This window comes from Pseudoalteromonas sp. CR1, assembly GCF_019392235.1.
In the GTDB taxonomy this organism is placed as follows: Bacteria; Pseudomonadota; Gammaproteobacteria; order Enterobacterales; family Alteromonadaceae; genus Pseudoalteromonas.
This window is the reverse complement of sequence record NZ_JAHXRM010000001.1, coordinates 542,784-568,479: the sequence shown is the minus strand read 5'-3', so window position 1 is coordinate 568,479 and position 25,696 is coordinate 542,784. Positions and strand designations below refer to the sequence as shown.

Genomic DNA, 25,696 nt, shown 5'->3' with positions numbered 1-25,696 from the left:
TTGTTAATAACGAGGTTAGCTGTCTTCTAGTAGTCGACCTTGGCCAATCTCAATTTTACGCGGCTTTAAAGCTTCTGGTATCTCGCGCTTTAGCTCTATTGTTAGCAAGCCGTTTGCTAAGTCGGCGCCAAGTACTTTAACATGGTCTCCTAGCTGAAACTTTCTCTCAAAGTTGCGTTCTGCAATTCCTTGATGAATAAACTTACGTTCTTTGTTTTCATCTTTATTAGCTTTTATACCCGCTACTTTTAATGTGTTATTTTCTGACTCAATGCTTAGCTCGTTGTCGCTAAATCCGGCAACAGCCATAGTGATTTGGTATCTGTCTTGATCGAGTGCTTCAATATTGTAAGGAGGAAAGCTCGGCTGTTTGTCTGTATTCGCCGCAGCATCCATTAAAGACGCTAAATGATCAAATCCAATGAATGAACGATAAAGTGGTGATAAGTCTACTGTACGCATAATAATATCCTCGTATTTAAGCGATATTTTGTTTGCACTTTTCATTTGAACAAGCGCTAACAAATATAAATTAATAATATAAATTTCAATTATTTAAGTTTAGTTTAGGACCCATCAGGCGTCCTACTAAACTATATATGGACGGTAAAAATATTTTCAAGTAAATAAATTAAAATATTTAAAAAAATTCCTCATTTTATAAACTAGTGAAATTAGTAACCCATTTTGAGGCATTAAAAAGTCAAATGCTTTTAATTCCTCAAAATGGTTGTTCAGTATTGTAGATTAGCGCTAAGTATTCATCGCTAATTAGTGTGTTAATGTGCCACGAATTGGATAATCGTTTTCGCGAATAAACTCAATACCAGCCAACAAATCATTTAAATCAGGGCGTGAAAAAGGTGCATTTGATTTATCTAGTATCTGAATTTGATCATGCTCGTTAATTACAAAAATAGCAGGTTCAGCAAATGGGTGATCAGTTTCTTTTTCACTGCGTGGTTCACTAATATACAAACCTAAATCCGTCATTTGCGATAAAGATAAGCCACTGTAAAGAGGAAAGTTAACCTGTAAATCATTTAGATGCTCGGTTAATTGTGCATGGCTGTCGCCACTAACGGCTGCAATCTCTACCCCTGCATCTTTAAATTTATCTTTCATTTTAGCAAGTGCATTAAGTTGTTTAGTACATAGTGGGCAGTGCTTTCCGCGATAAATTACTATCATTTTCCAGGGTAAATCTGTCTGTCGAGCCGAAACGTCAGCAAGGTTATTCTCATTGTCTTTAACATTAAGTGAAGGCATTTTCATTGCTGGTTGTAAATAATTGCTCATGATCTAGGTCTCCTTTGCCAGTTAAAAAACATACTCTATATCTGCATCTCAAATATAGAACTTAGGGTTAAATTTATAAATTCAACTGTTAAAATGTAACCAGAAAGTCATTACTGTTTTCTGCTGAACCTTTTCACTAGAAGCATATTTTGTGTAAAAGAGTAAGTTTAAAATAGATGCTTTATTGGCAACTGGGCTTGATACACAAGCAAACGCTAAAGCTCTGCCTATCAAATAAAAGTGGCTGCTTAGCATTTATGTTAGGGTTGGCTTTTAATTATAAATAGGTCAGATAAAATCAATGGCATTAATACGCAGCACGTTAATAAATTTAAGTTTAGCAATACTCGTGTTTTACTTAGCAAGTGCCTACCAAACGCGTAATTTACTTGAAACAAACCACACTCCTGCCCCTTATTTTAACTTGCCTGTTTTAAATGAAAGCGGCGAGCGGTTTAGCATTGCAGAGCTTCAGGGAAATACAACTATTGTGTATTTTTTTGCTCCTTGGTGCTCGGTATGCCGTTATAGCATGCCCAACTTACAAAGCACTTTAATAGGCTCTGACATTAATGTAATTGGTATTGCCCTTGATTATAAAAATGAGCAGCAGGTTATTCAATTTATAGATGACCTAAACCTTAATATCCCTATACTACTGGGTAATCAATACACCCGATCAAATTATAAAGTAAGCGCTTTTCCAACTTATTACGTAATAGATGCAAATTTACAGATAACGGCACACGCAATGGGCTACTCAACCCAATTAGGAATAGCAGCAAGAACGTGGTGAATTAAGCCGTTCATAACTCGCTCAGCTTAATGTCCATTGTAATAATAGAATGGAACAATCACTTTTTTGCGCTTTATTATATTTTTTAATCATTTAAACTTAAGTCAATTAAATAAAGGAGAGCACCATGCTTACAGTAATTTTTGGCCGTGAAGGCTGCCCATTTTGTGTTCGTGCCAAAGATGTTGCAGAGCAACTTGCTAACGAGCGCGATGATTTTAAATATCGTTACATCGACATTATAAAAGAAAGTATAAGCAAAGCAGATTTAGAAAAGTCAGCCGGTAAACCTTGCCCTACTGTCCCACAAATTTTTGTTGATCAAAACCACATAGGCGGTTTTACCGAATTTGAAGCTTACGCAAAAGAAAATCTAGGCTTGTATAAGTAATCTTGTATCAAATTTGTTAACCAGTTTAATAATCCAATTATTCGACTGGTTAAATTTCAACCAACATCAAGCACATACAAATTAGTTTCAATTTATACAAGCATTTGCCTCGCTAATCCTATATAATGCGCGCCTCTTTAAATTCGTTGAGGCGTATTAATGTCAGAACCAGTCACGTTTGAATCTCTAAATCTTTCTCCTGCAATTTTGAAGGCAGTTGAAGAGTTGGGTTACAAGACACCATCTGAAATCCAAGCTCAATGTATACCGTTATTGCTAGAAAGAAAGGACGTACTGGGACTAGCACAAACGGGTACAGGTAAAACCGCAGCATTTGCACTGCCGTTACTAAACAATATTGACCCGTCTGTGAAACAGCCACAGATCCTTGTACTCACACCTACACGTGAGCTTGCGATCCAAGTTGCTGAGGCATTTGAACAATATGCAAAAGGTACTCGTGGTGTTGAAGTATTAGCACTATACGGTGGCCAAAGTTACAGCATTCAATTAAGCGCACTTCGTCGTGGCGCTCAAATCATTGTTGCTACACCGGGTCGACTAATCGATCACATAAACCGTGGCACTATCAAGTTTGACGCTCTTCAGGCACTTGTGCTTGATGAAGCCGATGAAATGTTACGTATGGGCTTTATCGATGATGTAGAAAGCATCATGGAAAAAACACCGCGCGAAAAGCAAACATGTCTTTTCTCTGCGACTATGCCTAAGCAAATTCAAAACATCAGCAGCAAGTATATGAATAACCCTGAACAGGTTCATATCTCTGCGCGTAACTCGACAGTATCGTCTGTTGAGCAAGTGTTTTGGAATGCAAGCGTACATAAAAACAAAGCGATTGTTCGCTTTTTAGAAGCTGAGCAATATGAAGGTGCTATTGTTTTCGTTCGTACACGTAATGACACAGTTCAACTTGCTGAGTTGTTAGAGCGCGAAGGTTTCTCTGCTGCTCCACTTAACGGTGACATGAACCAGCAAGCACGTGAACGCACGGTTGATCGCTTAAAAAGTGGTATGCTAAATGTTGTTATTGCAACAGATGTAGCAGCACGTGGTCTTGATGTTGACCGTTTAAGCTTAGTTATCAACTACGATATTCCACAAGATTCTGAAGCCTACGTTCACCGTATTGGCCGTACAGGTCGTGCTGGTCGTACTGGTAAAGCAATTTTATTTGTTAAGCATAACGAACGTTACTTACTTAAAAATATCATTCGTCATACTAAGTCTGAAATTGCACAGGTTGAATTACCTACAGCTAAAATTGTTGAAGAAAAACGTATCGCTGCGTTACAAGCAAAATTAAGTATTGCGCTTGAAAACAAAGACATTACGTTCTTTAACGACGTTGCTACTAACATGGCTGAAAAACTTGACCTTCCTCTTGAAAGCTTAGCGGGTGCTTTACTGTGTTTAGCGCAGCAACAGTCGCCAATCAAAGTTGAAGAAGTTAAAATTCAACCACGTGAGCGTAACGAACGCAGCCCACGTAATGACCGGGGTGATCGCGGACGTCGTAACGAACGTGGTGGTGAACGCGCTGAGCGTAAACCTCGCGAGCGTAACAGCCGTGATGCAGGCCCTATGGATACTTACCGTATCGAAGTGGGTCGTGAGCATGGTGTTCAGGTTAAGAACATCGTTGGCGCAATCGCTAATGAAGCTGATATATCAAGCAAGTTTATTGGTGATATTCGTCTTCACGATCAGCATAGTACGGTTCAATTACCGCAAAACATGCCTAAAGATGTACTAGATCATTTCCAAAAAGTGTTTATTTGTAAACGTCCAATGGGTATGACAATTACACAAGATCAAGGCCCATCTGAGCCACGTGGCGAACGCCCATCTGGTGATAGAAAACGTAACGATGGCCCACGCGGTGATAAGCGTAGCGGACCTCGTAAAGAACGTCGCCCAGTTAGTTTTACCGCTAAGTAAGCAACACGTCTTTATTAAAAAAACCTTGCCACGACAGTGAGCAAGGTTTTTTTATGTCTTGAGTTTAAGTATCAGGTAAGCCCAATCGCTGCAAAAGCAAGCCACTTTTATCTTCTAAACGCAGCGACTCTAAATCTCTCAATAAATAATTCACTTAAAATAAAAAGGCCTAACCAATGAATGGTGAGGCCTTTACTTTATTATGGTGATTGTTTTTTACGGCGCTACAGCTGGATACACGTAACTTGCATCTAAGCCTAGCGGAATACCCAATGCCCAATAACCAAGTAAAAATAAACTCCAACCAATTAAAAATGCGACCGAGTATGGCAGCATCATCGCTATTAGCGTACCAATGCCGGTACTTTTAACGTATTTTTGACAGTAAACTACAACCAACGGAAAGTAAGGCATTAGTGGTGTAATAATATTAGAGCTAGAGTCACCAACACGATAAGCCGCTTGCGTTAAATCGGGGGAAATACCCAGTTGCATTAACATAGGCACAAACACCGGACCTAGTAAGGCCCACTTGGCCGAACTAGAGCCAACAAATAAATTTACAAATGCGGTTAAAAATATAATGCCTACCACCGTTACCGAACTTGGTAGTGCCATGGCTTTTAATAACTGCGCCCCTTCGATAGCAAGTAAAGCCCCTAAATTTGATTTACTAAATGCGGCAATAAATAATGCACAGAAAAAGGCCATTACAATATAATAAGCCATACCGCCCATCGCTTTGCTCATAGCATCAATCATGTCTTTAGAGCTTTTAAATGTGCCAACTGTGAAGCCATATACAGCGCCTGGGATCCAAAATAATAAAAAGATCAACGGCACAATAGATTGCATTAAAGGTGAACGGAAATTAGTTAATGAGCCATCGCTACTGCGCATTGCAGAGTCAGCAGGAGCAGAGACATAAGCAAGAAGAGCAATACCAGCAATCATCACGCTGCTTGCTATAAAAAATGCACGTTTTTCATCGCTACGAGCATCTTCAAAAACAGGTAAATCTTCACTGTTTCCATCAAGCGGCGTATTTTGTAAACGAGGCTCAATAATTTTATCGGTAATATACCAACCAAGTAATACAATAAACATACTTGAAGCAGACGCAAACGCCCAGTTATTTAATGGGTTTATCGACATATCAGGGTTAATAATATGGGCAGCACTTTGCGTAAAGCTTTGCAGTAGTGGGTCTATTCCTGATGGAATAAAGTTGGCGCCAAAGCCACCACTTACACCGGCAAATGCCGCTGCAATCCCGGCTAAAGGGTGCCTTCCTGCTGCATAAAAGATTACGCCAGCTAACGGTATCACCAACACATAACCTGCATCAGTCGCTGTGTGACTTACAATAGCAACTAAAATAATAGACGGTGTTAACAGCTTTTTAGGTGTTACTTTTAACATCAGCTTAAGGCCAGTATTAATAAAACCTGAGTGCTCAGCTACACCCACACCTAACATAGCTACAAGTACCACGCCCAAAGGAGCAAAGCCTGTAAACGTTTTAACCATAGAAGATAAAAACGTGGCCAACGAATCGCTGGCAAGCATATTATTGATGATAATCGCTTCGCCAGTGCGCGGATCGATTGCATCAAAACTTACGCCAGAGAACCACCACGACAAACCCCATATCAATAACATGGCAAATAAAAATATAATTGCTGGATCGGGTAATTTATTACCAACCCGCTCAACTACATTCAAGAAGCGCGCAACAACTCCTGAAGGTAAAGCATCTTGATTATTATTCATTGTATTTCGCTCATTAAAATTTATTTAAGTAACAATATCGCATTAATACGCAACAGTAAATTAACGTAAAAAGCTATTTTAGGAACGTTAAACAAAAAAAGCACGATTACCTAAGATAATCGTGCTTTTTTTATTCATTGGGCTATTAAGCGAGCGCTTTCACTTCTTCCCATAAGCGAACAACTAATGCTTTGTCTTCTTCGTTAAGTTCACCGTTACGGTAAGCTTTTACCAAGCTTTGCTCTACTGTTTCGTTTAACTGCTCAATACTAATAGTAAGTTGCTCAACTTCAGCATAACCTACAGCTAGATCAAAATGACCCCGTAAGTAGCCGCCTGCAAATAATTCGTCATCCGTTGCTTTGATCACTAAATCGTCATAATACTGTTGGGCCGCGTCAATATAGTTTACTAAGGTCACTTGTTCATCTCCTGATTTTGTATAGCACCCGCTTCATCTTGGTATTGGTGCCCTACTGCATACATAATATGGTCGTTAAATCCGGTGGTTACTTTCATGTAACCTGTTAATTCATCGTCTAATTCACTGTCGCCTGTGTCACAAATTAATGGGCGACCATTCAGCGCTTGTAATTTAGTTTTTGTTGCAACAACAATAATATTTTCTTTGCCAATAGCACGGATCAGAGCAGGGCTTAATTGCTGATTCCCACGACCAAAAATATGCCCTTGTCCACCGATTAAAGTGATCACAAGTTTTGTATTTTGCTCATGGGTAAGTTCTAGTAACTCAGCGGCTGTTAAATCTTGGGCTATAAGTGTTTGGTCTTTTATTAAATCAACACCTAGCAAAGTGTTCTCAAGACCCATTTCTTCCATTATAGCTTCAACGGTTGAGCCACTACCCATAATGTAAAGTGTGTCTTCGTCCATTTCGCTCACTACGTGGGCCGCTATATCTGAAAGTACTAATTCGTCAGTTTCTTTACCGCCATTTTTAACGGCTTGCACATAACGTACTTCGCTGGGTATTTGCATCTCGCCAAAACGTTTGGCTTTTACCGTGCCTTGTCTAAAGGCATCTTCATCAATATCCATTACATCGGCATCAGCCAAAGTGACTAACTCGCCATTTACCAGCATTTCAACAACACGCCCTGCGGCTTTAGGCGTAATAGCATAGACGCCAGAATGGATTTTACAGCCTGCGGGAATTCCTAGTACAGGAGCGGTGTCTTCAATAGCATGACACACATTACGTGCGGTGCCATCGCCTCCTGCAAACAACAATAGGTCAACACCGGCATTTTTTAATAGCTTTGCAGCCTGCTCCGTGTCATCTGGTGTAGTTATCGTGTCGGTGTTGTAAACAATTTCTACGTTAAAGCCTAGAGCTTTTGCAGTGTGTTCGCCCATATCGCCATTTACAGTATAAATTGTAAGGCATTCTTTATACGGAAGTAGTACTTCGAGTGCGGCTTTAGTGCGGCTATTTGCTTTAGGCTGTGCACCTAGCTCAATAGCTTTTGCAGCGGTTTGCGCTCCATCGCTTCCTTTAAGGGCAACGCTTCCGCCTAATCCTGCTACAGGGTTTATAATTAAACCTAATTTAAACTGCATCACAAAACTCCTGAGGATGTTGCCAATTAAACTGCTTTGCGGTCATTGGCCATGGTGTATTGTAAAAATTGGTAAGGGCAATTAATAGTGATTCTGTTCGTGGGTTAAATCCGTTTTCTATCAAGTTAATTACACGCTGGTGCACTCGCTGTTGAAAATCAAACCGGCATGTTTGCTCACCATTTAAATTATCAACCGATACATTAAAAGAAAAACCTGCAGCAGCGCTTAATAACCATTCTATGGCTTGCGGCTTAACTTCTACACTTTCAAATTCAGCCTGCTGGTGTTTATCACGGCCATCAGGGCAATACCAATAGCCATAATCTTCTTGTTGTCGACGATCAATGCCCGCCACTAGCCAATGGGCTATTTCATGTAAGGCACTAGCATAAAAACCATGCGCAAACACAATTTGGTGATAAGGGGTGTTGTGTGTTGCGGGAAGGTATACGGGCTCGCAATCACCTTTGATCAGCCGTGTATTGTGGCTTTGATAAAAAGTGCCTTCAAAAATAGAAATAAGATCAGCTATTTGATGCATAAAATATGGCTAAATTCGTCTCGGTTACAGCGCCCAGCGGCACATTAAAAACGAAACGAATTGTACGGGCTTTTACAGCTAAAGTAAAAGTCGCTTACTTGCTATATTTTTAAATCAACGCCGGCTTCATCAGCATCTACTATATCGGTTTCTTGTAGAGCTTGAGTTATCCAGCTCTGTAATACAGGGCATGCTAATACATGTTGGCAGTAACTGTTGGCTGCTTTAGACAAGGTTATCTGATACGTTTTTAACCGCAGTACAATGGGTGCATACATAGCATCAACAATACTGAAATCACCAAACATCCACTGATTTGGGTAAATTACCTGTTGTTTACTAAAAATGTCGTCAATGCGGGCTATGTCTTTTATAGCATCATCAGAGAGTATGATTTTACGCTTTGCACGAATATTCATTGGCATTTCTCTTCTAAGCGCTATAAAGCCTGAGTGCATTTCAGCGCTTAAAGCACGTGCTGTTGCACGTTGTGTAACATATTTTGGCCATGCAGCTTGTGAGAGGTACGCATCATTAATATATTCACAAATGGCAAGTGAATCCCAGACTTGTAAATCACCATCAATTAATGCTGGCACTTTAAGAACTGTAAAATGCTTTTTTAGCTCGCTGTAAAAGTGTGGAGTATCGAGTACAAGCTGGCTTTCATCAAACTCCAATTCAAATTTACTCATTAAATACCATGCGCGTAACGACCAGCTTGAGTAGTTTTTATTGCCAATAAATAGTTCCATGACCTATTCCTTGTTAAAACGGACTCCCCAACTGTACATTAATCAACCACGAAGTTAATACCAAAAATTACTCAATATTGTCTTTATTTAATTGCTTAGTAATATGCTTTTTTAAAATGTGTGTATTACGGGTATTCGCTTTAAAAAACGCATCAAATATATCGCCAAAAAGGGGAATTGATCCGACAAAAAAGTCTATCAGCATATTAATAATTATCCGTAATTTAATATGCCAGCTTATACCTAGCTTTTGAGCTTCAAATAATACGTAACTAGATAAAATAAGCCCTATCACATCCCCTACAACTGGCACAAAACCAATAACTGCCTCAATGCCAAACCTAAAGTTTGTAAAAGGAAAACGAATACTACTGTCGGTTAGTTGACTAAACCTTTCTAAGCGTTTTAATGTTGCTTTTTGTTTAGCGTATTTACTGTGTGTTTGAATTGAATCTTGCATAATTTACCTCTATAGAAAATTATATAACGGTAAAGTTGAACTGCGCCTTAAACCACTTTAACTCTTTTACATAAACAAAAAGCGCGAAAAACGCGCTTTTATATGACTAACTTCAAACGTTAAACAGAGCCGTTAATTGGCCCGTGCTCGTGGTTCACATGCGGGTTTTGACCGCGTTGACGCAATAAATGGTCCATTAGCGTAATGGCCATCATTGCCTCAGCAATGGGTATGGCACGAATGCCCACACACGGGTCGTGACGACCTTTGGTGATCATCTCTACCGGTTCGTTGCTAGTATTAATACTCTTACCTGGAATAGTAATACTTGATGTAGGTTTAAGCGCAATAGAGGCAATAATATCTTGTCCTGTAGAAATGCCAGCTAAAACACCACCAGCATGGTTTGATGTAAAACCTTCAGGCGTTAGTTCATCACGATGCTCTGAACCTTTTTGCTCTACTACATCAAAGCCATCACCAATTTCAACGCCTTTAACGGCGTTGATGCTCATTAGTGAATGTGCAATTTCAGCATCTAATCGGTCAAACACAGGTTCGCCTAGCCCTACAGGTACGTTGGTCGCCACGACTTTCACTTTAGCGCCGACTGAGTCACCTTGTTTTTTAAGGTCTCGCATATATTCGTCAAGTGCTTCTAGCTTGCTAGCATCAGGGAAAAAGAACAAGTTGTTTTCAACTTCATCCCAATCGTAACTTTCGGCTTTTATTGGTCCTAGCTGGCTCAAGCATGCTTTTACTTCAATACCATGAAATTGTTTTAAGTACTTTTTAGCAATGGCCCCTGCCGCAACGCGAATTGCTGTTTCGCGTGCTGAAGAGCGGCCTCCTCCGCGATAATCACGAAGACCATATTTGTGCCAGTAGCTGTAATCGCCATGACCTGGGCGAAACACATCTTTGATTTTGCCGTAATCTTGTGAACGTTGGTCGGTATTTTCGATTAATAAACCAATACTTGTACCGGTTGTTTTACCTTCAAAAACGCCTGCTAATATTTTTATTTGATCGTTCTCACGGCGCTGCGTTGTATAACGGCTTTGCCCTGGCTTACGGCGATCTAAATCTATTTGTAAGTCGGCCTCTGTTAATTCAAGACCTGCTGGAGTGCCGTCAACAACGCCGCCTAAAGCAACGCCGTGGCTCTCTCCAAAGGTGGACACTTTAAATAACTGCCCAATGCTATTACCTGCCATTAACTTTCCTCATTCCTAATGACGACTAATAGCCGGGCTAACATGCCCAGCTATATATTTACACTCGTTTTAGTTAATACAAATCCAAAAACAAAAGAGTGCTATTTTGCAAAATACTCATCTAACTGCTTTTTGCTAATTACAAACACACCTAAGCCACCTTGCTCAAACTCAATCCACTCAAACGGTGCATTTGGATAAAGTGCATCCATATGTACCATAGAGTTCCCCACCTCTACAAATAACAAACCGTTATCAGTTAGATGATTACTGGCTTCACTTAAAATAGTACGCGTTACGTCAAGCCCGTCGTGACCTGATGCAAGGCCTAGCTCTGGCTCATGGTGAAATTCGCGCGGCAAGTCTGCCATGTCTTCAGCGTCAACATAAGGTGGATTGGCAACAATCAAGTCGTACTTTTGACCTTCTACACCACTAAATACATCTGACTGGATAGGTAGCACGCGATCACTTAACATATAGTCGTTAATGTTGATATCAGTCACTTCAAGCGCTTCATACGAAATATCAACAGCATCTACTTGCGCTTGTTCAAATGCTTGTGCAAGTGCGATGGCTATACAACCCGACCCTGTACATAAATCTAAAATGCGATTTACCGAGCTTGGCTCCAAAAGCCAAGGCGTAAAGCGATTGCTAATAAGCTCTGCAAATGGTGAGCGGGGAATTAGTACACGTTCATCTACGTAAAACGGCATGCCTGCAAACCATGCAATGTTAGTTAAATAAGGTACTGGTGTGCAGTCGTTTATACGCTCTGCGATAAGACCCGCTAGACGGTTTTTTTCTGTACTTGTTAAACGTGCATGCATTAATTCTTTTGGTGCATCAACGGGTAAGCTAAGCGCTGGCAAAAGCAGGCTTACCGCCTCGTCCCACGCGTTATCAGTGCCGTGTCCAAAAAATATACTACTACTTGCAAATTGGCTTGTAGTCCAACGTAACCAGTCATGTAAAGTTGACAGTTCTGCAACAGCTTCTTCGAGTGTTGCTTCTTCTATTTGTAAATCGCTCATATATGTTTACCTGTATTAGCTTACTGACTGTTTTGAGTCTTTAAGACGATTGCATTGCCTATATGCGCTAGGCAAATTACAATTGCCCATCATTTAAGTATTGTACCGCCTTTTGCGCTGCGTTTTTACGTTTTTTTGTTTAGGTAATAGTTATGAAAAAAGACTCTCCATCACAATCGTCCCTAAGCAATGACGACATAGACTTATTTCGTCAAACGATCACAGGCGCTAAAGTATTTAAACAAGATACTCATCGTTTTGATACAAAGCCTAAGGTGTCACAAGCAAAGCAATTTGCCCAGCAAAAAAAGCAGGCTCAATCTGAATTTTATTTCTCAGATGAATATATTCCCGATATAGACACCCATGGCACTGTCAATTACGTAAAAGAAGGGCACGACACTTATTTACCCAAACAATTACGCCGAGGCGACTTTGCACCTGATTTAACACTTGATTTGCATGGCTTAAACAAAGAAATTGCTAAAGATGAATTAGCAGGGCTTATTCATGAATGTAAAAAGCAACATTATTACTGTGCATGCGTAGTGCATGGAATTGGTGGAGGGATACTTAAACATAAAATTCCTCAGTACCTAGTTCAGCATCCAGACGTTATTGCAATGCATCAGGCGCCACTTGAATACGGTGGTAAAGGCGCAGTACTTATTTTAATAAACTTACCACAAAGCGATGAATTCAGACGCTAACCCAACATATTACTAGGAAGTAACTACGTGCATATTGTATCTATTATTTTTCCACTAATATTCATTGTCGCATTGGGTTATTGCTGTTGCCGACTCTCGTTTTTTGACAAACAGCACATTGCAGGCCTAAGTAAATTCACATTTTATATAAGTTTACCGGCTTTTTTGTTATTGAATATGTCGCAAATAGACTTAAAACAAAGCATTAGTCTTTCTGCGTTTTTAAGCTTTTATATTCCAGTGCTGTGTGTTTTTGGGTTAGGTATTTTAGTTGATCGGTATTATTTAAATAAAAAACATCCAAAAAACTACCAAAAGCATGGCGTATTTGGCCTTGCTGCTAGTTATTCCAATATGGTGTTGGTAGGTATCCCAATTATAATTGCGTCCTTAGGCAAAGAGATGATTGCAATTGCTTTTATGATCATCACGTTTCATAGTACTTTATTATTTGCACTGACCTATTTAATTGGGGCAAAAGGCAATAGCAGTTCGTTCTCGTGGCTACAATTTGGTAAAAGCATGGTGCTAAACCCTATTGTTTTGAGTATTGGTTGTGGCTTAATTATTAATATATCTGGGGTTGAACTATTTAAAAACTTAACGGATAGTTTGGCATTATTAGCGACCCCCGCCATTGCCTGTGCGCTATTTGTATTGGGTGCAAACTTAGCGTTTTATAAAATAGCAGCAAACTGGCAACCTGCCTTACTTGCATCTATTCTAAAAATTATAATACTCCCCGCAGGCGTATTAATAACTGGGTCGTATTTGTTTAAGCTCGACCCTCAAATACTTACCGTACTTGTTTTATTAAGTGCCTCACCTGTTGGCGTGAATGCTTATTTAATAGCCAGCCAAATTAAACAGCATGAAGCAACGCTTGCTGGAGCGGTGGTGCTATCAACTATTTTAAGTGTAGTTAGTTTATCGTTTTGGTTGGCGGTTTTACTTTAATTTATAAGCCACCAGCTACATCAATAAAAGCGCCAGTAGTAAATGAGGCAGAGTCTGAGGCTAAAAAATAGATTGCAGCAGCCACTTCTTCAGGTTGACCACCCCTGCGCAGAGGAAGATTACTTTTAAGCCGCTCTACTCGCCCCTCTTCTCCGCCATCTGTGTGCATATCAGTATAAATAAGGCCAGGCCTAACACAATTAACACGTATCCCTTTGCAACCAAGCTCTTTAGCAAGACCCATAGTCAACGTATCAATCGCACCTTTTGTGGCTGCATAATCAATGTATTCATTTGGTGACCCAGTTTTAGCCGCTACCGATGACACATTGACGATACTACTGCCGGGTAACATTCGCTTAATAGCTTCTCGGCTGCATATAAATGCACTGGTAATATTTGTAGTGAGTAATTGGTTAATTCGCTCAGCGTCCATGTTTAGCAGCGGCATTTGAGGTTTAAGCACACCGGCATTATTTACAAGCACGTCGAGCCGACCAAATACTTCATCTATACGTGAAAATAAAGCGCTAACATCACTCTCTTGAGACACATCGGCTTTTACTAGTTCGGCCCTTACGCCAAAACGTCTTATTTTATCGGCAACCTGTTCTGCTTTAACTAAATCAGTCTTATAGTTAATACATACATCATATCCATGGCGCGCAAAATAAAAAGCGGTGGCTGCACCAATCCCTCGGCTAGAACCTGTTATGAGTACCACCCGCGCTTTGTTCATACAAAATTAGTCCTTGAGTGCTGCCACAACCGAAATTTCGACCAATAGCGCATCGCGCGCCATTTTAGCTTGTACACATGCACGTGCTGGTGCGTGTCCTTGCGGAACCCACGCATCCCATACGGCATTCATTTGTGCAAAGTGCTGCATGCTTTTCAAATAAATTGTTGCGCTTAACATATGCTGTTTTGAACTACCCGCTTCGTCTAATAACGCTTCTACTTTATCAAGCATGGTTTGCGTTTGCTCTGTTATGTCTTTTTCAGCATCAGCACACACTTGCCCACACAAATAAACAGTGCCATTGTGTTTTACTATACGGCTCATTCGGGCACCGGTTTGAAGGCGTTCAATCGTCATATTTTTCTCATTATTTATAAATCAGCAGGGGCGTTTATACTTATATATTCGCTGCGGTGGGTATCATCATTGTAATGTATGACAGCCACAGCACCCGTGTTAAATATAGGCATGTTTCCAGGACAAAGCTGATCAACCAAATAACTCACTATTGGCATGTGAGCCACAACTAACCAGCAATTACACTCTGGGTGCATTTGTATTAATGTTTCAAGGTAATCGGCAGCAACATGGGGTTTGCCTTCTGGGATGACATCGTTACACGTTTCACTGTATTTAAACGTTATAGTTTCAGCCACTCCATTTGCAGTTTGCTGAGCGCGTGTGTAAGGGCTAACTAACAGCGCGTCTGGAGAAAAGTTTTTGGCAAGCCATAGCCCCATTTTTTTTGCTTCTAAATGACCCACTTGGGTTAAATTTCTTGCCGCATCGTCAGCCTGCATAGGGGCCGCTTCGCCGTGACGCATTATTAAGATTGTTTTCATAAAAAATCAACCGATTTAAGAATATAAACAGTAGCCAGTTTGCTCACTTGTCAGCTATATTAACAACATAAAGTTATTTTTTCTAAAAATAGTTCTTTCAAGACATTCAGGTAAATCTTTTAGCATATTCTCGCTACCCTGAAGTTATCCTCTATTGTTATCAAGTAAGTATTTAGTTTCAGGAGCATCATTTGAATATCAGCCGCAATGATAATAGAGCATACCACGCCCTTACACTGGACAATGGTCTAAAAGTGCTGCTTGTGCAAGATAAAGATTCGACTAAGGCCGCAGCATCAATGGCTGTAAACGCGGGCCATTTTGACGATCCCTCTGACAGGCAAGGCCTTGCTCACTTTTTAGAACACATGCTTTTTTTAGGCACAGATCAATTTCCAGACTCAGGCAGTTTTAATAATTTTGTATCTCAAGCTGGCGGTAATACCAATGCATGGACGGGTACAGAACACAGTTGCTATTTTTTTGATATAAACAATCAAGAATTTAAACATGCTTTATTACAATTTAGCCGTTTTTTTATTGCCCCCTTGTTAAGCGCCACAGAAACAGAAAAAGAACGCAATGCCATAGAAGCTGAATTTAAACTAAAAATTAAAGACGATGCACGCCGTATTTATCAGGCCCATAAAGAAACCGTTAACCCAGCGCACCCTTTCGCTAAATTCTCTGTTGGTAACCTGCAAACATTAGCAGACAGAGAACGCTGTATTAGCGACGAACTTCGCGACTTTTTTAATGATCACTATCAAGCCCAGTGGATGACACTGGTTATATGTGCAAATGAAGAGTTAGACACACTTCAAACCTGGGCAAACAAATACTTTAACGACATTATTGGCAATAAAAAGGCTGTAAAACCTGAGATCAACGAACCCCTTTACAGAGAGCAAGACCTAGGGAAAATTTTACATATAGAGCCACATAAGCACATGCAAAAGCTAATAGTAAGTTTTGCAATGCCCAATATTGATGACTTTTACCGCCACAAAACAGTGAGCTTTATCGCGCATTTACTTGGCTATGAAGGGCAAGGTTCGCTCTATTCTATTTTAAAAGAACAAGGTTGGATAAACGCCCTTTCTGCGGGTGGTGGCATTAACGGCAGTAACTTTAAAGATTTTAATATAAGTATGGCTCTCACCGATGAGGGCATTGAATACTTTGAAGACATTATCGAAATGCTCTTTGAGTACATTTGCTTAATAAATAACAACACAGAAAAATTACCACGCCTGTACCAGGATAAAAAAAACCTATTACAAATAGCATTTGATAACCAAGAAAAATCACGCCTTATTGATTGGGTAAGTAGTTTAAGCATAAATATGCAGCATTACGACGAATGTAATTATGTGCAGGGTGACTACCTAATGGAAGGCTTTAAAAAGGCAACGCACGAAATGGCGATGCAATGGTTAAAACCTAACAATATGCGCATTGTACTTATACATCCTGATGTCGAGCCTGAACATAAAACAGCGTGGTACAACACACCTTACAAAGTAGAAAAGGTATCGCCTAGCTGGCTTGACGCACTTAGCGACATTAACAAACCTCTAAAAAATATGCTGTTACCCACGGCTAATCCATACTTAACTAAAAATGTTGAGCTTTTTGATGTAGAAAAGCCTCAAAACCAACCTACTCTTTTAGTTAAAAAACCGGGTTTTGATTTTTGGTTTAAACAAGACAACACATTTAGAGTAGCTAAAGGCCACTTTTATTTAGCCATGGACTCTCACTTTGCTGTAAAAGACGTAAAGCACATGGCCTTAACTCGCTTATTTAGCGATTTATTTATGGACAGTGTTGGCGAGCAGTTTTACCCTGCTGAGCTTGCAGGGCTTAGTTATCATTTAACATCTCATCAAGGCGGGCTAACACTTCACACCGCTGGATTATCGTCGAGCCAACTGGAGTTAGTAGATGAGCTGCTCGACGCGTTATTTAATGTAGATATATGTGCCAGACGCTTTGCTGAATACAAAAAACAATTAGTAAGGCACTGGCGTAATAGCAATCAAAATAAGCCTGTTAGCGAATTATTTAGTATTTTAGGTGCTAAAATAATGCCTTGGAATCCTCAGCCTAACGAACTTGCCGCAGCTTTAAAAACAACTAGTTTTCAGCAATTTAATGAATTTAGACAAGACTTTTTTAAAGCATTACATGTTGAGTCGTTCCTACACGGTAACTGGCAAGAAAACCACGCTATTGAATTTCAAAAAAAGGTGGCCGTTCACTTACGTCACACTGCAACAATTGACGATTTAAGGCGCCCTTTATTTGAAATTAAAAAAGCAACACGCTATGAAATTGAGTTACCGTGTAATGATCACGCTATGGTGGTGTATTACCAGGCTCAAACCGATGACGTAAACGAAAAAGTTAAAATGATGGCATTAAACCATTTGATGAACCAAGACTACTTTAACGAATTACGCACAACACAGCAGTTAGGCTATTTAGTTGGTGCGGGTTACGCACCTTTTAACACCCGAGCAGGAATTGCCTTTTATATACAGTCCCCTAAATTTGACGCAAAAACTTTATTGCATCGCCATAGTCACTTTGTAAATCAATACTTGAGTAATATTGGTGGATTAGACGAGCAAAGCTGGCAGCAACAAAAGCATGGTTTAAAGACGCACATTGCAGAAAAAGATAAAAACTTACGTTTGCGTTCACAACGATTGTGGCTTGCCATAGGTAATAGGGATCATAATTTTGATATGCAAAAACGATTACTATCGGCATTAAATATGCTGACTTTACAAGAAATTAAAGATTATGCGCTGGTACTTTTTACTGAAGATAGACCAAGATATGAGCTATTAAGTAACGCTAAAGTTAATAAACCTCAAAAAACACCCGTTTACTCGCATTCTCTTTGACTCTGGGTTTAGCTTGTTTTAAATTATCATTTGTAAATTAGAAGTAATAAAAAATGATAATAAAAACAATAAAACTAAGCTTGTCAGTTGTATTACTTGCTTACTCATTTGATCTTTTCGCCTTTGAGTCTTCATTTAAATACAATTCAGATACCATACTCTTTTTCTCAAGCGCTATTATAGCGCTCGTTCTTCCGTACCTGTTATTTGTGATATACAAACTGAGGCGTTCTCGCCGCCAGCTTCGATTGTCTGAAAAGCGCTTAAAAAGTACTGTAGAAGGCAGTGGTGATACCCTGTGGGATTGGAACATAAAAACGGGTGAAGTTATTCGTATTAACGATAAATATATGATGAACTCCCCCACTATTATGGGTTTCCCACCAAATAAAGGCCTTATACACCCGCAAGATATTCCACATGTTGAGCACCTACTAAAAAAACATTTTGCCGAGCAAAGCGTGTTCTTTGAAGCAACATACAGAATTAAAGATACTTTTGGTAAATGGCATTGGGTACTGGACCGCGGCAAGGTTATCGAAAAAGATGCAAACCTAGCCCCACTAAGAATGACAGGAACAGTACGCGACATCTCACAGTTAAAATCAACCGAAGAACGATTAAATTTGTTTGCAAAATGTGTTGAATCGTTTACTGATGCGCTAGCAATTTACGATAAAAACTTTAAATTAGTCGATATAAATCCCAGTTTTTTAACGTTATTTGGGGGTATGCGCGAACAATACCTAAATAAAGGTTTTAATTTGCCTGGATACGATACAAGTTACGTTGAAAACATTATCGATGTAGTGCGCCAAACTGAGCATATTCAACAAGAAATTAAACTGCGCAATAATGAGCGTGTATTGCTGCCAATAGAAATATCGATTGATGAAATTAAAAACGAGCAAAATCAGATAACTAACTATGTGGTTGTTTATTCAGATTTAACAGAACGTAAAAAAGCAGAATCGCAATTACACAATTTATCAAACCGCGACCGTACCACGAGCCTGCCAAACCGTAATTTATTTTTTACTAACTTACATAAACTAGTAAAACAAGACGCCCATCACGCATTACTGGTTTTTGATTTAGATAATTTTAAAAAAATAAATGACTCATTAGGCCATCAACTTGGTGATAGCTTATTAGCCAAACTCGCTATGCGATTAAATAAGCTCACCCGTGAAAACGATGTATTTTATCGTTTAGGAGGCGATGAATTTGCGCTTGTTATGTCAAATACAAACGACATTCATGTCATAACTCGCACTGCAAAACAGTTTTTAGCCGCTATTTCGACCCCATTTAAAATGGCAGGACATGAGCTGGCCATTACCTCAAGCGTTGGTATTGTGCTATTCCCTGAAGATGGAAACACCCCTGAAGTATTACTTAAAAATGCCGATACCGCTATGTATCACGCGAAAAAGAAAGGTAATAGCTACCTGTTTTTCAACGACACCATGAACCGCCAAGCTGTTAAACGTTTACAAATAGAAAACCTAATGCGTTTTGGTTTAAAAGAAGACCACTTTGAAGTTTATTATCAACCAAAAATGAATATACGAACCGGTAAGCTAACCGGTATGGAAGCATTAGTACGCTTTATTACACCTAAAAAAGGCATTATAAGCCCAGGTGTTTTTATTCCTATTGCTGAAGAAACAGGTCAAATAATAGATATTGGTGAAGTTGTTTTAAACAAAGCCTGTCGAGATGTAAAAAAATGGCTGGACGATGGGCTGTTTAATGGGCGCGTTGCTGTTAACTTGTCTGCTAAACAATTTAGCCTCCCCGATTTAACGTCGCGAATAGATATTATTTTGCAAAAAAATGCATTGCCATCGTACTTTTTAGAGTTAGAAATTACCGAAGGCACAGTAATGGACGATCCAAATGAAGCCATTAACATTATGCGTTCACTAAGCGCACGAGGTATACATTTAGCCATGGATGACTTTGGTACAGGGTACTCTTCTTTAGCTTATTTAAAGCAGTTTCCGCTTAATACACTTAAAGTAGATAAAGCGTTTATTGATGACATGAAAAATGAGCGCGGGCGCAATATGGTCGATTCAATTGTGACAATAGCGCAAAACCTAGACCTGCATGTGGTTGCAGAAGGTGTTGAACAAGCATACCAAATAGACACTTTAAAAGCACTTAACTGCGAAACGGTGCAAGGCTATTACTACTCAAAACCGTTGTCTAAAGACGAATTCACCGAGTTTTTAAAACAACAACAAAGTAAAGCAACACCAAGCTTAATAAGATCTAAAGCAAGCAATGTGGCGTCTCTTAATTAAGGGCGCCATATGCACGCTTTAACACCCACGTTACGCAGCCAGGCTCGCCTGTAGTGCACGTTAAACAAACACCAAGCCAGTGGACCAAGCAGCGCACTGAGTACAAGCCAGCGCTTTACAGGCATGCCTTTTTTTATAGTGTTTAAGTACATGAGTGAAATAAACAAACTACTGAGTAAAGCCAACCACAAAACCACATACCCTCGCCAATTGAATTAAGGCGCGCAGTTTAACGTTTCTTCAATTAAATTTAAAGCAATACACCTTTAGCAAAAAAGCCGCGTTTTTAGTGGCTGTTGACCTTTGCGGATTGAAGTTTGTTAAAACTTGGAGGATTTAATCGCGACGCGAGGTGTGAAACCTAGTGGGCTCTATAACGGCTACTGCATTACTCTACTGGCTTACATCCATATAAGAATAAGTAAAAACTGAGTGAAGCTTTCGCATCCTGCTCGTGCCGCTTACCTACATCCATGTAGGCAACAAAGCGTAAATAGCCCCCCTAAAAGATCAACAGACCCTATTGAGAGCGCAGCTTTCAAATTTAATTAATAACTTGATAAGCGCTACTTTTCAGCGCGCCCCATAAACTTGTTTTCAACCGTATTGATACGAATGCGATCGCCCGTTGAAATATGCTCAGGAACAGATATATTCAGCCCTGTAGACATACGTGCTGGTTTTGAACGAGCACTGGCTGAAGCGCCCTTAATAGAAGGATCGGTTTCTTCAACAACAAGTTCAACGCTTGAAGGTAGGTCTAGCCCTACAGGCGCTCCATCAATGACAATAACGTGCACACCTTGGGTTTCTTCATTAATAAACAAAATTTCTTCACTAATCGCGTCTTTGTTTAAGTTATACGGCGTGTAGTCTTCGCTATCCATAAATACGTATTCATCACCGTCTATGTACGACAGCATAGCTTCACGACGAATTAAATCAGCAAGCGTTAGCATATCGCTGTCTTTAAACGTTTCATCAACTTTACCGCCGGTTACTACATCGTATAAACGCATGCGGTATAAGCTTCCACCAGCACGGCCTTGAGGAACAGAACGTACAATATCTTTTACTACTAATACACGACCATTAAATTCAATAGCTGTGCCTTTTTTAACATCACTCGCCTTTGGCATGTGTAAATCCTATTATTTTTTTGATTGCCAGAAACATACCACGAACTCAACTTTGTTCAACAATAAAGTGAGCTAAATAGGCTTATACCTTGTATTGACTTGTAAAATCTCTATTTATACTAAAATACATATAATCAATTCATTAAAAAACTGCTATGGTGTATCTACCTAGTATGACTTCAAGGAATGGATCATGGATCAAATAAAAGTACATGAGTATTTAATCAAAAAGCCGCTTGTGTTGGTTACAAAGCCATTTGCTCAAGAGGTTGATGTTTACAAAGTGAATCATAAAATGTTCGCCACCCTTGCTGTTGGTAACGATGGTGAAACAAACGAAAACGGTGAAGTAATTTGGTGGCTAAATTTAAAGTGCGATCCTGATGAAGCACTTTCATTACGCGATATTTTCCCCGCGGTTATCCCTGGTTACCACATGAATAAACGTTTATGGAATACGGTTATTTTAGACGGGTCAATTCCCCAAGGTGAAATTGAACGCATGATTGATAACTCGTTTAATTTAGTTGTGGAAAACATGCCTGAAAAAGACCGTAACATGATAGAGCAACATTTAAATGCGAATTAAGTTCGCTTATAAGTCTGTTATTTAGCCTATGTATGGCACAAAAAAACCGCATATAAATGCGGTTTTTTAATACGTGTTAAACGTTATTTAGTATCATCTTTAGCAACGTCTGATTGCTCTTCAGATACCTCGTCTGCTTCTGGCTCTAGTGTTTCTAGCTTTACTACTTCAGCAACGGTTTCGTTTTGTGTTGGCTTTTGGCCATAAAACGTTTCACCTGACTCAGACATTGATACTAGCGACTCACACGGTGTAAATATAGCGTTGCTATTGGCAAGCGTAGACATATCCGAACTTACTTTACTCGCACCGAGTTTGTCCATGTAGCTAAATGGACCACCGAGGAATGGTGGGAACCCAATACCAAAAATAGCACCAATGTCACCATCACGTGGGCTTGCAATAATGCCCTCGTCTAAACAACGTGCAGCTTCATTTAGCATTTGCGCTACACAACGCTGTGCAATTTCACTTTTGTTTAAACGTGAATTAGGTGTTACATCTAGTAGCTCGTATACTGACTCATCAACCTTTTTGCCTTTTTTCTCGTAATCATAAAAACCACGACCCGTTTTACGACCAAGGCGTTTTGAATCAATCATACGTGAAAAGGCATTAGGTCCTTTAAAGCGTTCACCTAATTCTTTTTCAAGAATTGGCGCAATCTTAGAGCCAATATCAATACCTACTTCATCAAGTAACGCAAGCGGTCCTACCGGGAAACCGAACTCTACAAGGGCTGCATCAATTTTTTCAATTGGCTCACCTGCAAGCATTAAGTTAGCTGCTTCATTTAAGTAAGGTGCAAGTATACGGTTTACGTAAAAACCCGCCATGTCTTTAACAACAATGGGTGTTTTACCCTGCTTACGCGCAAAATTAACAACACGTGCAATTGTCTCTTGAGACGTTCCTTCATGCGGAATAATTTCAACCAGTGGCATTTTTTCTACTGGTGAGAAGTAATGCAGGCCAATAACGTTTTCTGGACGTGCAGCGTTTGCCGCAATCTGTGAAATAGGCAACGATGACGTATTACTTGCAAAAATTGTATTCTCTTGGCATTGCTGTTCTACATCAGCAACCATGCCTTGCTTTAACGCTAAGTCTTCAAATACCGCTTCAATAACTAAATCAATGTGTTTAAAGCCACTGTAGTCAGTTGTACCAGTAATACGGTTCATTGTTAACTGCATATCTGCTTTAGACATAATGCGGCGCTTAAGGCGCTTATCAAGAATTTTGTAGGTGTAGTTCATTGCATTGCTAATGCCTTGCTCTGCTACATCTTTAATACGAACAGGCAGCTTCGCTTTTACAGCACTGACGTGGGCAATACCCGCGCCCATCAAGCCACCACCTAATACTGCCGTTTTGGTAATTGCGGGTGCATCGTCATTGCGCCACTCTTTTTTCATTTCAGTGGTAGCAAAAAATAAGCCACGAAGCGCTTTAGATTGCTCACTCATTACAAGTGTTGCAAAACCCTCAGCTTCTGTTTTGTAAGCTTTTAGCTCATCAAGTTCTACGCTTGCACGTACCGCTTTAATAATAGCTAATGGCGCTGGATAGTGCCCGCCCGTCTTTTTCAAGACGTTTTCTTTCGCTTTTTTAAAGATAAAGTTACGGCCAAATGGGTTTGACTCTAATAACTTGCTTACTTTATCGAGCTTTGGCTCTTTAGCTTGTGGCTTTTTCTTAGCGGCAAATTCTTTTGCCACTTTTAAAAGTACGCTATGCGGTACACACTCATCCAATACGCCTGCTTTTTTAGCCTGTTTAGGACGTATTTGCTTACCGGTTAGCATCCACTCAAGTGCTTTTTGAATGCCCACGATTTTTGTTAAACGCTGCGTACCACCGCCACCAGGTAATAAACCTAGTTGAACTTCAGGCAAGCCAATTTTCGTCAAATCGCTATCAGTACCAACACGGTAATCACACGCTAATGCAAACTCTAAACCGCCACCAAGCGCCGCACCATGAATGGCACTTACCGTGGTATAAGGTAGTTTTTTCATATCAAAAAAAGCTTGATGACACAGCTCACTAATGGCAAGCGCATCTTCACGTTTTTCTACGCTATCAAGCATTTTCACGTCAGCGCCTGCAATAAAGTTATCACTCTTGCCGCTAATAAAAACCATGCCTTTAACAGCATGCTCTTGTGCTTGTGCTAATAACGCTTTTAAATCGTCTGCAAACGAGTCGCGCAGGGTGTTCATTTTTTCACCCGGCACATCGATAGTTACAACGGCAATTTTGTTTTCGTCTACCGCTAAATTAAAAACTGAATCTGTCATTACGCGCTCTCCAATACAAAGGCTGCACCTAAACCACCAGCAGCACACGCTGTTGTTAATGCTAAACCGCCACCACGACGTTTAAGCTCGTTTAAGCTTTGTGTGATTAAGCGAGCACCTGTTGCTGCAAATGGATGACCATATGCCAGTGAGCCACCATTCACGTTAAACTTATCCATGTTAATTTCGCCAATTGCTTTGCTACGACCTAGTTTTTCTTGCGCAAACTTGTCTGAGGCAAACATTTTCATGTTCGCAAGGGCTTGCGATGCAAATGCTTCATGCATTTCAATTAAATCTAAATCAGCAAGCGTAATACCGGCTCTGTCAAGTGCGATAGGCGTTGAATGCGCAGGACCCATTAGCATGTCTTGCTCTACACCAATAGCAGAAAACGCAAAGCTGCGAACGTAACCTAAAATTTCGTAACCAAGCGCGCGCGCTTTACTTTCGTTCATCATTAATACCGCAGCTGCACCATCTGTTAGCGGTGTTGCATTAGCAGCTGTAACCGAGCCATGTTGACGGTCAAATACAGGTTTTAGCTTTGCGTAACCTTCAACAGTAGAGTTTTTACGAATATTGTTATCTTCTTCAATAAAGCTTTTATACGGTGGTAAATGAGCCGTCATTACTTCATCTTTAAGCTTGCCATCAGCCCAGGCTTGCGTTGCAAGCGTGTGTGAACGATGTGCTAATGCATCTTGATCTTCACGGCTAATATTATGTGTTTTAGCCATTTGCTCAGCCGTTTGACCCATTGAAAGACCGGTTGAATACTCTGCAACTGCAGGCGGTACTGGCATTAAGTCTTTTAAACGTAGCTTTGAAAAAATTTGTAAGCGTTGGCCTAAAGTACGCGCCTTGTTTAAATCAACTAAACTACCTGCCAATTTTTTACTTACGCCAATAGGTAATACAGACGATGAATCTGCACCACCGGCAATACCTACACTTACTGAGCCCGCCATAATAGACTCAGCTACGTTAGCAATTGCCTGAAAGCTGGTAGCACATGCACGTGACACTGAATAAGCATCAACACCAACTGGCATGCCTGTACCCAGTACAATTTCACGCGCAATATTCGGCGCTTCTGGCATTTGTACTACTTGACCAAATACAAGTTGATCGATTTCTGATTTGTCGAAATTTAATCGCTCAAGCATTTCGTTAACCACTAATTTACCCATATCAAGTGCTGGTACGTGGTGGAATGCTGTTGCTTGTTTTGCAAACGGTGTACGAAGGCCACTTACTATGGCAATACGATCACCCTTTGGTGTTTTTAGTATGTTTTGCTCAGACATTTATGCTCTCCCGCTGACAGGTCTGACCTGTTTGTTTTCCTCGATTCTAAACAACCCGTGTG

Annotated in this window: 25 protein-coding genes; 8 read left to right on the top strand and 17 right to left on the bottom strand. The window is 40.0% G+C overall.

Features of this window, described 5'->3' with window-relative positions; translation table 11 throughout:
* Positions 1–15: 15 nt before the first annotated feature.
* Positions 16–462 carry an Hsp20 family protein gene (locus KZZ04_RS02660; protein ID WP_010555978.1) on the bottom strand — a complete coding sequence of 149 codons (447 nt, stop codon included), beginning with the start codon at positions 460–462 and terminating at the stop codon, positions 16–18.
* A 309-nt stretch (positions 463–771) separates the two neighbouring features.
* A complete protein-coding gene (locus tag KZZ04_RS02655) occupies positions 772–1,299 on the bottom strand; it encodes a redoxin domain-containing protein (RefSeq protein ID WP_219421715.1) in 528 nt (175 codons plus the stop codon).
* A gap of 301 nt (positions 1,300–1,600) precedes the next feature.
* Here KZZ04_RS02655 and KZZ04_RS02650 point away from each other — a divergent pair, with 301 nt between their 5' ends.
* The 3 genes from KZZ04_RS02650 to KZZ04_RS02640 all read left to right on the top strand — a co-directional run bounded on the left by KZZ04_RS02650 (position 1,601) and on the right by KZZ04_RS02640 (position 4,448).
* Positions 1,601–2,095 carry a TlpA disulfide reductase family protein gene (locus KZZ04_RS02650; protein WP_219421714.1) on the top strand — a complete coding sequence of 165 codons (495 nt, stop codon included), beginning with the start codon at positions 1,601–1,603 and terminating at the stop codon, positions 2,093–2,095.
* A gap of 127 nt (positions 2,096–2,222) precedes the next feature.
* Entirely contained in the window at positions 2,223–2,486 is a 264-nt protein-coding gene (locus KZZ04_RS02645; protein WP_219421713.1) for a GrxA family glutaredoxin, read from the top strand.
* Positions 2,487–2,645: 159 nt separating this feature from the next.
* Positions 2,646–4,448: a DEAD/DEAH box helicase gene (locus tag KZZ04_RS02640; RefSeq protein ID WP_058403406.1), complete on the top strand. Its 1,803-nt coding sequence runs from the start codon at positions 2,646–2,648 to the stop codon at positions 4,446–4,448.
* A gap of 216 nt (positions 4,449–4,664) precedes the next feature.
* On the opposite strand, the gene KZZ04_RS02635 is transcribed toward KZZ04_RS02640, so the two are convergent.
* The 8 genes from KZZ04_RS02635 to prmB form a co-directional block, all read right to left on the bottom strand.
* Positions 4,665–6,221, bottom strand: a complete 1,557-nt coding sequence (locus KZZ04_RS02635; RefSeq protein ID WP_058403407.1) for an AbgT family transporter — start codon at positions 6,219–6,221, stop codon at positions 4,665–4,667.
* 145 nt (positions 6,222–6,366) lie between these two features.
* Positions 6,367–6,642 (bottom strand): YfcL family protein, encoded by a 276-nt coding sequence (locus tag KZZ04_RS02630; RefSeq protein ID WP_006793362.1) that lies wholly within the window; start codon positions 6,640–6,642, stop codon positions 6,367–6,369.
* A complete protein-coding gene (locus KZZ04_RS02625; RefSeq protein ID WP_219421712.1) occupies positions 6,639–7,802 on the bottom strand; it encodes an ATP-NAD kinase family protein in 1,164 nt (387 codons plus the stop codon). Before KZZ04_RS02625 ends, KZZ04_RS02630 begins: the two co-directional genes overlap by 4 nt.
* Entirely contained in the window at positions 7,792–8,346 is a 555-nt protein-coding gene (locus KZZ04_RS02620) for an elongation factor P hydroxylase (RefSeq protein ID WP_219421711.1), read from the bottom strand. Before KZZ04_RS02620 ends, KZZ04_RS02625 begins: the two co-directional genes overlap by 11 nt.
* Before the next feature lie 101 nt (positions 8,347–8,447).
* Positions 8,448–9,101 (bottom strand): glutathione S-transferase family protein, encoded by a 654-nt coding sequence (locus tag KZZ04_RS02615; protein WP_058403410.1) that lies wholly within the window; start codon positions 9,099–9,101, stop codon positions 8,448–8,450.
* A gap of 67 nt (positions 9,102–9,168) precedes the next feature.
* The gene (locus KZZ04_RS02610) at positions 9,169–9,561 is read right to left on the bottom strand and encodes a DUF4112 domain-containing protein (protein ID WP_058552615.1); all 393 of its coding nucleotides are present in this window, start codon (positions 9,559–9,561) and stop codon (positions 9,169–9,171) included.
* Between the two features lie 119 nt (positions 9,562–9,680).
* On the bottom strand, positions 9,681–10,778 hold the full coding sequence (gene aroC / locus KZZ04_RS02605; RefSeq protein WP_219421710.1) for a chorismate synthase: 1,098 nt from the start codon (positions 10,776–10,778) through the stop codon (positions 9,681–9,683).
* Positions 10,779–10,879: 101 nt separating this feature from the next.
* On the bottom strand, positions 10,880–11,815 hold the full coding sequence (gene prmB, locus KZZ04_RS02600; RefSeq protein ID WP_058403413.1) for a 50S ribosomal protein L3 N(5)-glutamine methyltransferase: 936 nt from the start codon (positions 11,813–11,815) through the stop codon (positions 10,880–10,882).
* A 152-nt stretch (positions 11,816–11,967) separates the two neighbouring features.
* Between prmB and smrB the strand changes: the two genes are divergently transcribed.
* Positions 11,968–12,525, top strand: a complete 558-nt coding sequence (gene smrB / locus KZZ04_RS02595; protein WP_058403414.1) for an endonuclease SmrB — start codon at positions 11,968–11,970, stop codon at positions 12,523–12,525.
* Between the two features lie 27 nt (positions 12,526–12,552).
* Positions 12,553–13,482 (top strand): AEC family transporter, encoded by a 930-nt coding sequence (locus KZZ04_RS02590; protein WP_219421709.1) that lies wholly within the window; start codon positions 12,553–12,555, stop codon positions 13,480–13,482.
* Between the two features lies 1 nt (position 13,483).
* On the opposite strand, the gene KZZ04_RS02585 is transcribed toward KZZ04_RS02590, so the two are convergent.
* The 3 genes from KZZ04_RS02585 to sixA are packed head-to-tail and all read right to left on the bottom strand — an operon-like array spanning position 13,484 to position 15,066.
* Positions 13,484–14,221, bottom strand: a complete 738-nt coding sequence (locus KZZ04_RS02585) for an SDR family oxidoreductase (RefSeq protein WP_219421708.1) — start codon at positions 14,219–14,221, stop codon at positions 13,484–13,486.
* A gap of 6 nt (positions 14,222–14,227) precedes the next feature.
* Positions 14,228–14,581 (bottom strand): RidA family protein, encoded by a 354-nt coding sequence (locus tag KZZ04_RS02580; protein WP_058552612.1) that lies wholly within the window; start codon positions 14,579–14,581, stop codon positions 14,228–14,230.
* A gap of 14 nt (positions 14,582–14,595) precedes the next feature.
* Entirely contained in the window at positions 14,596–15,066 is a 471-nt protein-coding gene (gene sixA, locus KZZ04_RS02575; RefSeq protein WP_058403418.1) for a phosphohistidine phosphatase SixA, read from the bottom strand.
* Between the two features lie 191 nt (positions 15,067–15,257).
* On the opposite strand from sixA, the gene KZZ04_RS02570 reads away from it, so the two are divergent.
* Positions 15,258–17,981, top strand: coding sequence for an insulinase family protein (locus KZZ04_RS02570; protein WP_219421707.1), 2,724 nt, complete (start codon positions 15,258–15,260; stop codon positions 17,979–17,981).
* A 53-nt stretch (positions 17,982–18,034) separates the two neighbouring features.
* Complete coding sequence (locus tag KZZ04_RS02565) at positions 18,035–20,293, top strand: bifunctional diguanylate cyclase/phosphodiesterase (protein ID WP_058403420.1); 2,259 nt, start codon at positions 18,035–18,037, stop codon at positions 20,291–20,293.
* Here KZZ04_RS02565 and KZZ04_RS21155 read toward each other — a convergent pair.
* Positions 20,290–20,484 carry a hypothetical protein gene (locus KZZ04_RS21155; RefSeq protein ID WP_235591404.1) on the bottom strand — a complete coding sequence of 65 codons (195 nt, stop codon included), beginning with the start codon at positions 20,482–20,484 and terminating at the stop codon, positions 20,290–20,292. The genes KZZ04_RS02565 and KZZ04_RS21155 overlap by 4 nt on opposite strands.
* Positions 20,485–20,859: 375 nt before the next feature.
* Positions 20,860–21,432 carry an elongation factor P-like protein YeiP gene (gene yeiP / locus KZZ04_RS02560; RefSeq protein ID WP_058403422.1) on the bottom strand — a complete coding sequence of 191 codons (573 nt, stop codon included), beginning with the start codon at positions 21,430–21,432 and terminating at the stop codon, positions 20,860–20,862.
* Positions 21,433–21,625: 193 nt separating this feature from the next.
* On the opposite strand from yeiP, the gene KZZ04_RS02555 reads away from it, so the two are divergent.
* Positions 21,626–22,021, top strand: a complete 396-nt coding sequence (locus tag KZZ04_RS02555; protein ID WP_058403423.1) for an MmcQ/YjbR family DNA-binding protein — start codon at positions 21,626–21,628, stop codon at positions 22,019–22,021.
* Between the two features lie 83 nt (positions 22,022–22,104).
* Here the strand turns inward: KZZ04_RS02555 and fadJ are convergent, their stop codons facing one another.
* Together fadJ and fadI are read right to left on the bottom strand one after the other, a co-directional pair.
* Positions 22,105–24,324, bottom strand: coding sequence for a fatty acid oxidation complex subunit alpha FadJ (fadJ, locus tag KZZ04_RS02550; protein ID WP_058403424.1), 2,220 nt, complete (start codon positions 24,322–24,324; stop codon positions 22,105–22,107).
* On the bottom strand, positions 24,324–25,634 hold the full coding sequence (fadI, locus tag KZZ04_RS02545; RefSeq protein WP_058403425.1) for an acetyl-CoA C-acyltransferase FadI: 1,311 nt from the start codon (positions 25,632–25,634) through the stop codon (positions 24,324–24,326). The genes fadJ and fadI overlap by 1 nt, the downstream gene beginning before the upstream one ends.
* Positions 25,635–25,696: the final 62 nt, after the last annotated feature.